Raw genomic sequence first — 15136 nt, 5'->3', positions numbered from 1 at the left:
TATTACCGAACCGACGGGATAAGCGTCATCAGGCGGACCGTCGATAACAGCAGCGGCAATCTGAACACCGTGACCCTTGCCGTGGGAGACCCGGCACGGCGTCTGACCTACCATGAGCTGATCCCCGAAGACGACCCCACCCACATGCGGGCCTGCGAAAGTCCCGAGGAAGCGTTTTTCCGGAATTACCAATGGGTTTACACGGAAAAGAAAATGGTCTTGATCATTCCCCAAAGTCTCGATCTTTCGATCCTGGGTTTTGGTTCGGTGTTCATGATTTTGGAAGCCCACGGCTGGTCCGGTCTGGCCAACATGAGAATCTTCGAGGACAATCATGTCTGGGCCAAAAAAGGAACCGACGGGGCGTCCGACATCCCCGGCGATTACCGGGTGGAAGTCAAGGTCGACATGACCGCCCTGGCGTCCGCAGCCGTAAATTCAGCCTCCGTCTACAACAGCACCCTTGGAAAGGGTCACGCCACCCCGGCCATCGTCGGCAAGAACCTTCCGGCCCTTTATCGCCTGGCCTTTCCCGTCAACAACGGCATCGGCGGGATCGATCTGGGCTCCCGGGAATTTGAGGTGGGCGACGCGGCCTGGCAGAACCGGAACGCCGTGGCCCCGATTTTCATCGCCCTGCTCCAGGCCATCGACACACACCGGGTCACCTGGCCGGACTACGACCGGAATTCCCTGAAAAACGGCATTGTCAGTATGACCAACAATCTGGCGCCCCTGCTCAAGCCCCTGATCTACTACAGCGACACGGCCGACGGCACCAATCCGAAACAATGCTGGAAATTGAGGGTCCAGACCGCTCCCAACGGCGAAACCTGGAACGGCGAGCCCTACCTGCGGCCCAGCATCGGGTTCGGCGGCACGGTCCGCTGGGACGGCACCGATGACGAATGGCTCCATTACCAGCCGCGTCAGATGAGGACCCTTTTCAATGTGCTGATCGACAGCGATATGACGGCCCCGCTTTCCGAGGGCAAACGCATGGACGGCATTCTTCCGGTACTGACCGGCACCCGAACCGTGACCAACCTGTTCAAGGTCCTGATGAGCGAGGCCAACGATTCCAACGACCTGTACAGCGCCCTGGAGCAGATCCTGGGGGCCGTGCGGTTCACCGAAGGCCGGATGACCGAAATCAACCGCGCCCCCGCCGCCACAAAACAGGTGCCCTTCCCCGACTGGATGTTCGCCGTGGGCACCGGGGCCGATGACCACGGCTTTTATACCGGTTTTACGGATGTTCGTGATGAAGACATCGTGCTGGATGTGGGGCTGGACCGGCTGATCGGCTTTGAAGGCGACGACGGCTACGGCCTGGTGAACTACGTGGCCGAACAGGAGTTGGAGAACTGGGCGGATTTCCACGACACCATGGACCTGCTTGAAGACCTGCTGCATCCGTCGAGCGACTACAGCCTGGTGGAGTCGTTCATCGGCATGCAGGACGACATCTTCGCCCGCGAGACCCGCTACAGTGAGGCGCAGGTGAAAGGTCTGGTTTACACCCTGGGCAAGCTGTTCACCCGCTACGACACGGACGCCGGGCGCTGGCAGGTTCAGGGCGAAACCGGATTTGACGATCTCTTCACCATCTTCAAAGTCCGTCTGCCCGCCATCCATGACCTGATCAAAGACGATACCGGCGAAAACTACCGCGCGGCCCTTTCCGTCAATGCAGACATGCTCGCCGAAACCAACGCCTGCGGCACCAACGGCATGATCCCCTACCTGCTGGACGCCATGAGCACCAATGAAGGCGCCGAAGGGATTATGAGCGATCTGCACGCCTTCCTGACCGATGACATTGTTACGGAACCGCGCCCCCTCTGGTCGACGCTGGCCAGCCTGCTTCAGGACATGGCCACGGCCGTGGATGCGTCGAAGGACGGACGGCTGATCGAGGAGGTGTTCAGGGATTACGGATTCCAGAACAACGGCCCGTATTGATAGGTGTGGACGCTGTGGACAGAGTGGACGGAGGCCGATTCGTTGCCCGAGGCTTCCGTAAAAACCTGAAACCCGTTTGTCCGCCTTTTCAAAAGGCGGGCCCCCGGCAGGGCCGCCGGAGGCATTTTTTTAAAACGCAAACACTCCGTGTTCATGAAGAATATTGAGCCCGATGGCCAGAAGGACCAGGCCGCCCAGGACTTCGGTCCAGCGGCTCAGGGCGCTCAGGCTGCCCAGCCGGGCGCCCAGGTGCATGCCAAGGGCGGTGAACACCGCCGCCACGATGCCGATAACCAGGGCGGGAAGGACGATGGACACGTTCAGGACCGACAGGGTGAAGCCGATGGCCAGGGCGTCGATGCTGGTGGCCACGGACAGCACGACCAGCTTGACCGACCGGGTGGGGTCTTTGGGGGGCGGGCCGGCGTCATCGTCGCCTGCAAAAGCCTCCACCAGCATCTTTCCCCCCACCAGGGCCAGCAGGCCGAAGGCCACCCAGTGATCGAAGGCTTCGATCCACACCAGCACGTGAATGCCCAGGCTCCAACCGATGACCGGCATCATGGCCTGAAACAGGCCGAAATGCCAGGACAGCCGGAAGGTCTGCCGCAAACTGACTTTTTTGAGCTGAATGCCGCCGGCCACGGCCACCGCAAAGGCATCCATGGCCAGGGCCACGGCCAGGGCCAGAATATTCAAAAAACTCATGATCGTTCCTGATTCCGGTTATTAAAGGCGGGATTATAAAACGAGTGACGGTGATTTGCAATAACGGCGCTCCGCCTCCCCAGGCCCATCGCATGTCCTATTCGTTCACGTGTTGCCTTCCTGCATCGTGAACGTGCTCGTGACCGTAAACGTGAACGGCATGCGCCGGATGTCGATGAGCGGGGCCGTGTGGCAGGCTAAGGCTTTTCTCCGTGTCTCTGTGCCTCTGTGAGCGATTAAACCTTCGAGGGTGTCCTGTGCTCACGCGGTGTACTTCCTGCCCGCACGGATGACGTCTTTAAGTCGACAGGATTGGTCTGAGATCACTCCGCTGAAATTCCCACGACGGCCGTTTTTTGCTTTTCTTCAAGGATATGAACCATACGATTACCCTGTCCACCCCGTCCCCTTTTATTTCGACGTCACCGCCACATCCGGGCCGGTCGTCACGTTGCCCGACCGGTCGTAGGCCGTGATCCGATAAACGTAAGCCGTGCGGGGATTCACGTATTTGTCGAGATACTCGGGCATCTTATGATTGGAGGCGATGGTCCGGAACGTCCCCTGGTCCGGACGCCTGCGCCGGATGGTCATGGCGCTGAAATCCGGGGCTGCGGGGTTCAGGGCGATCCTGATCCCCTCTTCCGTGGCCGTGACGGTCAGACCCTTCAGGGACACGGGGACGCGATCGGCGTGTTTGACCTCAAGGCCGGAGGACAGCTCGGATTCGTTGCCGCCGGTATCCACGGCGCTCAGAAAATACCAGGCCGTTTCACCGGCCGACACCTGATCGGTATAAGTCAGCCCCTCTTTGGGCAGATCCGCCACCTTGACCCGCGTGTTTCCACGGCCCCTGTACAGGCGATACCCCTTGATATCCCGGGTGGGTGAGGCCTGCCATGTCAGAATCACCGCGTTTTTTCCGGAGCTGCCCCCGATCCAGGCCGGAGGCACGGGCGGGGTGACATCGGGGAGGGTGATTTCTATGATGTCTGAAAACGCGCTTCGGTTGGCCAGGTTGTCCTTGGCCAGCACTTTGTAATAAAAGGGCGTTTTGTCGAGAAGGGCGCTCATGGTATCGGTAAAGCGCGGCTCCGTCTGCCCGTCCTTCGTCAGCATGGCCCAGTCCGGTGCGTCCGGCGATGAGGCCCGGTAAACTTCATAGGCTGAAAAATCCGAATCGGTGACAGGCAGCCAGGACAGATGAACCGCCCCTTTTTCCGCCACGGCATTCAGAGATCGTGGGACGGAGGGCGGGGTCCGGTCCCGAAGGACGGCCAGTTGGGGCAGGGACATGACGCTTTCCATGCCGTTTGCATCGACGGCCGTATGGCAGTAAAAGTAATTCACGTCGTATGAGGCGGTCTGATCCATATAGGATGGCGACGTGATCGGAGCTTGATTGAGTTTTTCGTACCGGCCGTTGTAAAGGGATGATCGGTAGACGTTGACCCCGGTGATGCCGCTTGCCGAATCGATGGAAAAGGAGACCCGGATAAAGGGTTCGATGATATCAAGGCCCACCGGCATCTGGGGGGCCGGTCTTAAGGAGGCGTCCCGTATGGCAAAGGCAGCCGCCGACAGGGGCGACTCATCGCCAAAGGAATCGATGCCCGTGACCTTATAATAATAGGCGGTCTTACTTTTTTCCGTGGTGGTGTCCGAATAGAAAAACGGGGGCGTTTCCACCAGGCCGCTGTCTTTTCGGATGGCGTTGACGCTGACCGGTGATGGCGTGATCTTTACAAAGTCCTGATGCTCTGCGGTTCCCCGGTAGACATGGAAGGCGGTGAAGGCGTCGTACCGGGTCCAGCGCAGGGCACATCCCCAGTCGTAACGCCGGGCGGTGACGGTGGGCGGATGAATCTCAGCCGGTTTCATCGTTGACACCGATACGGTTTGTGAGGCCTTTTCCTTGCCGTTTTCATAGGCCCGGAGCACATAGCCATACGTCTTCCCGGCCTGGACAGAGGTGTCTTCGGCCCAGAGGCCAAGGACCCTGGCCACGTCAGGTTTCAGTTCGGCCAGATAAAAGGCCATGCCTTTCTGGTTGTCTTTCTGACTCAGGGCTTCGAGCTTTTCGGTGTCCGTTTTGTAAAGGGACTGGGGATACAACAGCGCGGTGATCAGGGTCGCCGTTTCCTTCGGGTAATCCCCGGCAATCTGTTCGAGGGCCACCTTCCCATAGGTGCCGACGGGTGTTTCCTTGCCGTCTGCGAGCGCAAACAGTGTGTAGGTGTAATGGGTATTCATGTCCGACGGCGCCCAGCGAAACAGAATGCGCGAACCGTCGTATTTGGCCTTGAGCCTTAAGGATACGGCGTGGTCTTTGGCCGTGGCCGGGCTTGAGAACGCCAGCATCGTGACGGCGAGAACAACCGTTGCAAGCCGGGCCGGAAACCGGCGGCGATCGGACATAAACTCTATATATGCAGGTTTTCGTGTCATTCTTTTTTCCCTGGCTCCTTAGTGGTGTGAATTTCCGAGAACGAAATGGGGATCGGTTCGGGTATAACAGATTGTGTCCGTACAATAGGATGCCCCATACCCATAGTACTGACAGCTCTGGCAGGGATATCCTTCCCCGGTGTTCCCTTTCTTCAGAGTGAATTCCCAGGTGTTCAGATTGGTTGCGGCACGGGTTGAAATGGACCCGTTTGCGGCCTGGTAGGACTCCACGGACCAGAGGGACACCGTGGCCGACCCCATGGACTGGTCATTGCCGCGGCCGTTTTCGTTGACAAATCCGATATATTGCTGCGCCTTGTCCGCCGGCATCATGGAGGCGATGGGAAGCCGGATAATATGGTTGAGGCTCTCGGGCTGGCTTAAAATAGCATAGTCTCCCCGGTTGAATGTATAGGTTCCGATGTTTAACCATCGCTGGTTGGTGTAACTGTATATCTCGCCGAAACGGATCTCGAATTTCATATCGAGGGCGTCCCAGTTGAGGGGCTGTTCGGTGTCGAAATAGAACATGATGTCTTCCGGCGCCCCAAAGGCGCTGTAATCCCTGGGCTGAGGATGATTCATCAGCCAGAGCTCGTATTCCCGCAAGAAGGTCGGGCAGGCCAGCATTTCATCAAAATACGGCAGGCTGTTTTCCGGCGGCGGGGCATAGCCGTAATCATAGGTGTATCCGGCCGGATAGCAGTGGGTGCAGGTTCCCCCGTAACCGCATCCGCCCGTAACGCAGGTCTGCTGGGGATGGGCGTGATCCGCACTGTCTTCGTCGTAATAGTGGGCGCTTTCCGGGGGCAGGTCGCCGCCCTGGGCCATGCAGTCGGGGCCGCCCGCGATGAACTCCCGGCGCATGAACCGGGCAAAGAGATCGTCTTTAAACTCCGCCAGCCGCTGCTCATAATCCTCACGGGCCCGTGTGTCTTCCCCGTACAAGGAGTTGATGATCATCACGATGTTGAAGGGGTCGTTGCCTTCACTGGAATTGTCCTGGGCCATGGTGCCGATGATGGTTGAATTGCCGCCCCCGCCGGACTGGGCCGTGACTTCAAATTTATTCTGGTAGACAATGTCTTGATCACCGGGATCTTTGATTTGAATATAATAGGACGACAGCTCTTTGCGTTCATACCTCTCATCAAGGTGATGATACCCTCCGCCGGACAGAGCGGCACCCGAGGTTCCCGTATACGTCGGAGACGGGGCCATGCCCGGAGTGTTCTGGATCAGGCTTCCGGCATTGGCGTTGACCATACCCGAGCCGGTCGTGGTGTTCAGGGCCAGGGGGCTGCCTGTGACGGTAAAGGGATTGACCTCGGTCCCGTTGAGGATAACGGGTTCCCGTTGCTCGCCCGTTTGCCGGTCGATCCATACCGCCACCGGGTTCAGGGGCTGTTGGGGTTTCACGAATTTGACCCATTGCTCGGTGGCCATGATGTCGTCGGTGGTGCCCAGCCCCTGTTTCCATGCGGACGGTGAGACGGCCACGCGTTTCAAAGGATCCAGAACATAATGTTTGTTGGTCAGTGACAGGGCCTGGCCCCCGGCCGGAACCCGGTAGGTGACCCGCACCTCGGTGTCCGGATAAATGACCGAGCTTGCATAATTCGGATAAACCGATTCGATGATTTCCCTGGCCGTGGCAAGATCCGCCGCATCCGCTGTCCTGAAGGTGTTGATGATGGGCGGCTCTTCGTATTCGATCCGGGCGATGACCGTTTTCAGATCCGTGGACGAGAAATCGATTTTTCCGGGCCGGGCCTTGTCGTTCAGTTGAATCAGATGGGCCTGGGCCTTGAGGGTGTACGTATGGTTTCGTTTGAGCTGATCAAAGGACTGGATTTTGATGGTATCCACGTCCAGCACCCCGCCCACGACCCGGGGCAGGCGCGCCCCGTTCGCATCGGTCACGGCCAGGGCGTTGTACACGTTGGCATTGTCATGGATATTGATGTATTTGTAGAGTTTCAAGGGTCCAAAGGTGCTTTGGCCCGGCTCCACGGAATCGACGATGCGCAGAACGTATTTGTTCCCGTTGTCCAGGCGGACCACCTCGTCGATGGGCAGGGAGGTGTTCAGTTCAAATTTGGTGATGCGGGAAATGTCCGATCCGTTGTTTTCCGGTGATAAAAAGCTGATCAGCGGAAAGGAAAGCCGGTCGGATTTGGCTTCTTCGGGTTTTTCCGGAAGCCAGAAGGTCATTTTATAAGTACCCGAGACCCATCCGTCCAGAAAGGAATATTTGAATTTGGCCTTGACCCGGACATAGGTGGGATCGGGGCAGCGGATCTTCATGTCCAGGGATCCGTAGGCGTTGATGATCTCGAATTTTTCCCCGAAAGCCTTGACCCCGGCTTCGATGCCCACCCAGATCTTGCCTTCGGCGTCGATGAAAAAGGGCCGGACACTAGCCATCAGATCCAGGGACGCACCGCCGTAGAGCCTGCCGTAAAAACAGGCAATGGAGTCGCTGACATCGAATTCCTTGCTCACCCCCAGCATCAGGCCCGACGAATCGATCATCACGTAGCCGCTGCCGCTGAAGATATGGTTGATGGCGGACACGGACAGCTTGTTCTCCTTGGTGCCTACATGGATATGCCAGTCATTTTGTGAAAAAAGAATGTCGAACATGCCCGCCACGCTGAACAGTTCCACGGACCCCCGTTTTTCGCTCAAGACGGCTGCGGCGCTCAGATGAAAGAGCATGGGCGAGGCGCCCAGTTCGATCTGGGCGGAAAGTTTCCGGTTGGCCGGGGATTCTTCCCGGGTGCACATCACATAGGAATCCCCCTTGAACAGGATATGGAAATTGGAGGGATCCACCAGCAGTTTGAAATCCCCGTGCCAGGAGAACCCGTTGTCCACGGTGGTGCCGAGCTGGGTGTTGGCCACAAAGGTGAAGTTGGTGTTTGCATCGGGCCGGAAGGAGACGGGGCTCGATGCCGCCTCCCCGGTCACGGCCTTCATGTGATAGGCAAGACCGCCCCCTGCTTTGTAAATGGAAAGGGGCAGGGGGGCAAGAGGAATGGCCGCCGGGAAATTGATATCCACCCGCCAGTAGGAAAAGGCGGTGGTGTCTGTTTTTTCACGGCCGATGGTGATGTCTCCGTCAAAATTGAACGCCTCGGCCACGGCCATGTTCACGGCGGATCGGAACCGTCCGTCGGACCATTCGAGGAGCCCGCCCAGATTGATGCCGGGTTTTTGATAAGCAAGCTCGATGCCTTCGAGGCTGAGACCGGATTTGTTGAGGGTGATATCGGCACCGGCGGTGCACAGATCCGCCAGTTTGATGTTGCCGCCGATCGAAAATTCAAGATCCCGGTCCGAGATGGACAGCCCCACCCGTTTGAGGGCCACCTGGGCCGGACCCAGGTCGAAATTCATATTGTCCAGGCTCTGGGAGATGGAGGCCCCGCCGGTTTCAATCCGGTTTTTGAAGACCTTGACGTTGTCCATGGTAAAGGCGTCGAGGGAGCCCAGGGCATCGTAGGTGATGTCGATGACCGGCTCCAGGTTCAAAAACACCCCGCTGCCCTCCACATAGCCGATGTTCAGGGAATTCAGGGAAATATCGGCAATCCCGTAGGCGTTGACCGTGGGAATGGCCGAGGCGTCCATGCCCAGACGGATATCGCTGATGCCGTCCATGGACAGCCTGCCGGACACGTCAAAGGCCAGGGCAAAGAAGGAATCGACCGTAAGGCCCAGATCGAAAGAGCCGCTTGAGATCATGGAATTCGAAAATTCGATGGACAGGGATTTCAGATTGGCATTGAAGCCGAAACTGGAAAGCGCCATGGCCCCGTTCAGGGTGTTCATGGCAAAGACCCCGGACAGGCCCGAGGTATCGATTTTAAGCCCGCTGCCCGCGATGGTCAGGACCTCGTCATAAAAGGGCAGGTTCAGGCTGGCCGTATCAAAACTGATTGTGGGCAGACTGCCGGACATATCGATTTTTGCGGTCAGCGATTTCAGGGAAAGATCGGTGCCGGGGAGTGTGAGCTCCGGGATGTCCACGGCAAGGGCGTTGTTCACAAAGCGCATGGCCTGGTTTCTCAAGGCATCGGTTTCCGCAAACAGGGTGCCGAAGTCAAGGTAACCGGAAATCCCGGCAAAGGAGACTTTTTCAAGCCCCGGTTTGTCCCAGTTGATGGCGATGCCCAGGGAACTCAGTTTCAGCGCGATCCCCAGGTTGTCGATGATCGGAACATGAAGGGGCGTCTCCCAGGTGGTGGACAGGGTGCTGATGCCGGAAAACCCGTTCAAACCCAGTTTCAGGTTTTTAAAATTGAAATTCGGGACAGAGACCATGGACCCGATGGTGGGGAGATCCATCACCCCGTCCAGGCTGATGCCCTCGGTTGAAAAGCCCAGTTTGGCGATGTCCATGCGGAGAATGTCGTCCACCGACATCGTGAAGTGCTGTTCCAGGGCGATCAGCCCGCCTGAAATCGTCTTTTCCGCTTCGCTGACGGCAAGATTCTGAAAGGATACCAGGGCGTTTAAGGTTTTGGTTTTGGGATCGATCAGCATATCGGGCAGATAGCCGATCGCCTCATCGGAGAGGGCTGTTTCGGTAATCAGATTTCCCGAGCCGGACAGTTTTCCGCCTGACACGGAGGCGTTGGTCAGCAGCTTGAAGGGACCGAAGGTGAACACGCCCGCGACATCGAAGTCAAGGACCCGGACACTGCCGTCGGTGAAAAACTGGGCCGTGACCGTGGCCTCGGCGCTCGCACCGGTTTTGCCGCCGCCGGTAGAACCGCCCGCGCTGCCTTTCACGCCCACCCACAGGCGGTCGCCTTCGGTGCCTGCGCCCCATTGTTCGAGGGCAAGATTCACCCCCTGAATGGACCCGGAGACGGCCGGAGTCAGATCGTGCCAGCCTTTGACGGCATCGGGCAGGGTAATGAAATCCTTGTAGATGCTGACGTTTTCAAGGACGAGCTTCCTGGCCTGGGAGCCGGCCTGACTGACCGTCGTAGTGGCGGTGTCCCGTCCGTTCTGGATCACATTCTGGGCCTGTCCGGCAAGGCTTCCCGGTGTGACGCCCACAGCATCCGTGAACCCTGAAATCGCCGTGTTGGTGATGCGGATATCCGAATCAAACGTAAAATAAAACCCGTCTTCGCCATACCCGGCACTGAGTTTCTTAAGCTCAATGTCGGCAAAGCCGTCAATTGCGGTTTTGAGTGAGGGAAGTTTCGAATCGAGGGAGATGCGCCGGATGCCCTGGTTGCCGAGAACCCCTTGAATCCCCAGGGCAATGCCGCCGAATTTTTCAAGGGTGATATCCGAGGCAAAGGAGGCCTCGACGATGTTTTTGGTGATGGTGAGGGAAAACGTTTTGAGGGCGGCTGGAAAGCCTTCAAAAGACATTTTTTGAGCCAGTTGATCGAGCACAATCTCGGCCTGGGTGCTGATGCCGCTTTTTGAGATGGACAGCGGGGTGGCATCGGGAATGGTGATCGAGAAATCATCAAAACCCGGAATCACAATTTTTCCGGTGATGTCGACACTCACGGCATCCTGGAGTGACAGATAGCCTCCGGGATTTTCGATGAAAAACAGGCCGCCGGGGATTCGGAGCCGGGCCTGCTGAACGGCCTCACCCGCCTGATGCGTCGCCGCACTTCCCCAGGCAAAGAGCTTGTCTTTGACGCCAAGGTCAAAGCGGTTGGAATCAAAGGCCTCCCCGGTTTCCAGGTAGGCATCGAGCCGGGTGATGTTGAAGCTCATATCCGCCGTGCTGAAGGAAAGATCCAATCCTTTGAACACCGCCGTCAGAGTGTAGGGGGCATCAAAAAAGGTATATACCAGCGGGTTTCTCGGTCTGTATGATACCGAGGCACCGAAACCCTCGGAAGACAAGGCCACGTTGGACAGGGCAAACCCTTCGATGCCCGGCATGCCCTTTAAAAACACACGGGCATCGGCCAGGGCGGATTGGGGTGAAAAGGTCAGTTTTGAAAACTGAATGTCCGCCATGTCAAAGGGCAGGGTAAACGCCACCGGGACCTCGATGGAACCGGCCAGTACCGACAGGGTCGAGGGGTTGACCTCAAGATCCGAGAAACGCACATCCAGACTCAATCGACCCTGACTGTCCTTGAGCGCAGCCGGCAGGGAGGGCAGTTCAAAGGTCGACACGATCCGTCCGCTGCCCGATACCGACCCGCCGGACAGGGCTACATCGGTGTACAGCATGAACTCGCCGATGGTAAGGGTGGTATTGGCCTGAAAATCAAGGAGGTTGTACGAGCCGTCCGTATAGAATTTAACACTGGCCGCACCGCTCGACGCCACCGTGCCCGAGGTCGATACCGACCCTTTGATGCCGGCCCACAAGCCTTTGGCATCGGTGCCTATTCCCCATCCATCCGCCGAAAGCTTCAGGGCCTCCAGATTGGCGGTCAAGGGCGTGGCCAGGGTTCGCCATCCGGAGAGATTGTCGGGCAGCCGGATGGAATCTTTGCTTATTGTAAGCTGACGAAACACAAAATCCGCACCGGTGGCTGCGGCGTCTTTCCCTTTGGCCAGGGCTGCGGAGGCCTTGCCTTTTGCGCTTTTCACTGCTGAATCCGCTTTGCCGTGAAGACCGCCCACCGCAGTTGACACGGTGGTTTTTCCGAGGCTTGCATAGTAATCGCGATCTTTTTGAAAAGCCGTGCCGCTTAAATCCTTTCGAAGGGAGGACAGGGCCGGGTTGGTGAGGGTGAGGTCCCCATCGAGGGAGACGGACAGGCCGCCCCGGGCAGAGTAACCGATGGCGGCCGAGGCCAGGGTCAGATCGGCAAACGAGGGAATGGACAGGGTTTTTTTGGCGTCCGTGATATCCGCTTTGATGTTTTCAAGGCCCCGGCCGCCGATGTCCGCCAGAACATTCAGCCGGGCATTGGCCAGGTGTTTGAGGCCCATCTGTCCGGTCAGCCTTCCGGACACCGCGTTGTTTCTGATTTCCAGAGCCAGGCTGTTCACCCCGGCCTCGAAACCTCCCAGGGAAAAGGACTGCTTCAGGTTTCGGACGGCGATGGGTTTGAGGGTGGAGATGCCGCCGTGATCGAGTTTAAGGGCGGTGAGTTTGGCCAGATCGATGGCAAGGGTATTCCCGTCGTACGAGGGGATCGATAGTTTTCCTGTCAGTGTCAGGCCGCTGAAGCCGTTTTCGATGGTCCCGCCGATGTCTTGAACCGTGATCCCCGTGCCGGGGATGGTCAGGGTGGCTGCGGGGTTTCCCGCGACTTTACTGCCCCACTGATAGGCCCCATTGAGAAAGGACACGGCCTGGGATGTCACGTCTCCGAAACTGCCCCCAAAAGACAGGGACAGATCCATGTCCCGAAGGGCTACGGCCATGGCGGCGGTGTCCACATCCAGGGAGATGTGTTTAAGATTCAAGGTGGTCAGATAAGGACCGTTGATCAGGGGAATGCTGACGGGTCGCCGGGGCCGATAGGTCAGGGTGTCCTTGATGCCCGACAACGTGAAACCCAGATTATTGATCGGAATGGCGGGCAGAGAAATATCGCCCGAATAGGTGAGCCGGCCCGAGACGCCGGCACCTGCGGGGGTCAGTTTCAGGGAACGAATGTTCAGGACGGAACGGTTGAGCAATTCCAAATCAAAGGCCACGTCCTTGATGATTTCACCTTCAATGATGCTGACTTTTTTCTTGTCCAGCTTCAAACCGGTGAACGAGACCGGAAGCCCCTGGCCCAGGTCGAGGGTACTTTTACCGGATGGGGATGTGACGGGAACGGTGTATCCGTCAAAATGAGTTTGGGATTTCAGGTCTTCGGGCAGATAGCTGTTCAAAAAGCCCAGGTTGATCACGCCGGTTCCGGAAAGACGGCCGTCTTTCAGCTCGGCCCTGGCGATGAGGGTGAACTGGCCGATGGCCAGTCGGAACAACTCCTCGCCCGGAGCGGGCGCGGGTTTTTCCGGCGCGGCCTGAACCACCCGAACGGCAAAGGCGTATTCCCGTTCGAGTTCGGGTCTGAACCGGACGGTCCAGCTGGCGTGACCGTCGGCTTTCTGCCAGGACCGGCCCCCGTCGAAGGTCACCTCCACGGCCAGGGAATCCACCGGGACCGTCTTTTTCTCCTGCTCGAGCAGGCCCCGGATCACCACCTCGCCATTGACCAGATCTTCGGGATAGAACACGATCTGGTGCTCATCCAGATCCTCGAAGTGACGCCCGTTGACGGTGACGGCATCGATGTAACCCAGGTCCTCGCCGTCGTAGGCAAAAACCTTTTTCCCGCCGGACAGAAGCAAAAGACACGAAAGAAAAAAAAGAAGGCCCCAACGGTTGCATCGGTCGTTCATACCATCCCCCGATATAGGTTTTTAAGACACCTAAAACGAAAAAATATAGGCCAGCCTGGCGGTTTCCTCGGGGGTGCCCGAATCCGTGTCGCGCCGTGAGGCGTTCAGGCGAATGGCCCTGGACCGGTCCCCGCCGGGGTGATAGCTCCCGCTGATTTCATAGGCCGTGTAGTCGCTGTCGTCCGCCGCGTCGCGGTAGGTGTCCCGTGTGGTGGCCGACAGGTCGGCGGACCAGAAGGCCCCGGCGTCGTAGCCCAGATCGATTTTGCCGCCCAGGGTGTTCTGGTCGCCCGAATCCCGCCTGATGTTGTTGGTGTCGATGCGAAGGGTGGAACGGAACTGATGGTCGTTTGCAAAGGTCCGGGTCCATCCGAGGGTGTTTCTGAGGGTCAGGATCTCCTGGTCTTCCATGCCGGCGGTGTCGTCATCGATATCCGTGTAAATAAAGCCCAGGCCGTATTTCCAGCCGCTTTTCGGCCGGATGGAAAAATCGATCTGGGAGATGGCAAGGGACTGGTCCGTCCCGCGGCCGTCGGTGTGCTTCAGCTGCTGCCTGAGAGAACAGTCTCCGCGTTTCAGCCAGTCGGGCCGAAGGGTCAGTTCCGTCACGCCGTCTTTGACGGTCTGGGTGCCCCCCAGCGATCCGTCGAGGTTATCCCGGCTGTGCTTCAGGCTCAAACGGATCCTGGCCTTGCGGCTGATCATCAGGGTCGAATCGTTTTCGAATTTTTCCCGGTCTGCGGCGGCCGATGCGGTGAAGGGGGTGAAGTCCGTGTCGATGCGCTCATAGTAGAAATCGCTTTTCAGGTATTTGGGATTGGGCGCGGTCAAAAGCTTGAGTCTCACGGCCCCGGCGTTGTCATGGGATCCGCTGTCGTCGGTGTTGTCGTCGCAGCGGGTCAGGGCCGCTTCGCCTCGGGTTTTGAGGTAGCGGTTGAACCGCCAGTCCCAGGACGTGCCCAGGGTCAGGGCTTCCGCAGGGCCGGCAGATACCGCAAGGGGATCGCCGCTGTCTTTGTAATCGGCGTCCTTGATGAACGCGGTGGAAAACGACAGCTGCCGTCCGGTTCCGAAAAACCGCTCGGTGTTGGCGCCGATGATGTACCGGTCGTAGGGTTCGGTGTCGCTTTCGTTGAACAGATCGCTCCAGGAGGCCTTCTGGATGCCGCCGATCAGGCCGGCGTTCCAGCCGGTTTCCGTGTCTCCGGACTGATGGCTGAGCTTGGTCCCTTTGAGGGAGGCGCTGATGACCAGGGGGTTGAACGAGGCCGCCACATCGCCGAGTTCGGCCTGATTCTGTGCGGATTTATAATATCCCTGAAAATAAAGGAGACGGGCGTCCCTCTCGTCCACCGTCTCGTTGTTCGTGGCCCGGCCCCGGATATCCAGTCCCATGGACACGTTGTTTTCGTTTTTCCCGATGCCCAGAGACAGTTCCTGCCGCCAGGTGGTGTCGTTGTCGTTTGCGCTGTCGTCCTTCCATTCCACAATGGTTTCGGACCGCCCCCGGATGCGCCAGGGATTGGGTGTTTCCGGTTTGGTTTGAACGGCCTGAACCGTTGTGTCAAGCGATTCGGAAGGTAAAGGCTCTTCCGCCGAAATGGCCGCCGCCAAGCAAAAAAAGATCACCGCAGTCAGGACTGCCCAAGAAAAACGTGTCATGTCTTCC

5 protein-coding genes are annotated in these 15136 nt (G+C 58.2%); 1 reads left to right on the top strand and 4 read right to left on the bottom strand.

Going from position 1 to position 15136, the window contains the following annotated elements:
- On the top strand, positions 1-1965 hold a 1965-nt coding region (locus tag ACYQ11_RS17535; protein ID WP_459925110.1), incomplete at its 5' end, for a hypothetical protein.
- Between the two features lie 129 nt (positions 1966-2094).
- Here the strand turns inward: ACYQ11_RS17535 and ACYQ11_RS17530 are convergent.
- The 4 genes from ACYQ11_RS17530 to ACYQ11_RS17515 all read right to left on the bottom strand — a co-directional run bounded on the left by ACYQ11_RS17530 (position 2095) and on the right by ACYQ11_RS17515 (position 15129).
- A complete protein-coding gene (locus tag ACYQ11_RS17530; RefSeq protein ID WP_459925109.1) occupies positions 2095-2673 on the bottom strand; it encodes a manganese efflux pump MntP in 579 nt (192 codons plus the stop codon).
- Between the two features lie 411 nt (positions 2674-3084).
- A complete protein-coding gene (locus tag ACYQ11_RS17525) occupies positions 3085-5121 on the bottom strand; it encodes a fibronectin type III domain-containing protein (RefSeq protein ID WP_459925108.1) in 2037 nt (678 codons plus the stop codon).
- Positions 5122-5139: 18 nt separating this feature from the next.
- Positions 5140-13467, bottom strand: a complete 8328-nt coding sequence (locus ACYQ11_RS17520; protein ID WP_459925107.1) for a translocation/assembly module TamB domain-containing protein — start codon at positions 13465-13467, stop codon at positions 5140-5142.
- Positions 13468-13497: 30 nt separating this feature from the next.
- The gene (locus tag ACYQ11_RS17515) at positions 13498-15129 is read right to left on the bottom strand and encodes a hypothetical protein (RefSeq protein ID WP_459925106.1); all 1632 of its coding nucleotides are present in this window, start codon (positions 15127-15129) and stop codon (positions 13498-13500) included.
- Between the last annotated feature and the right edge of the window lie 7 nt (positions 15130-15136).

The organism is Desulfatiferula olefinivorans (assembly GCF_054657895.1).
Note: the sequence above shows the minus strand (reverse complement) of the source record. Positions and strands in the feature narration are given on the sequence as shown.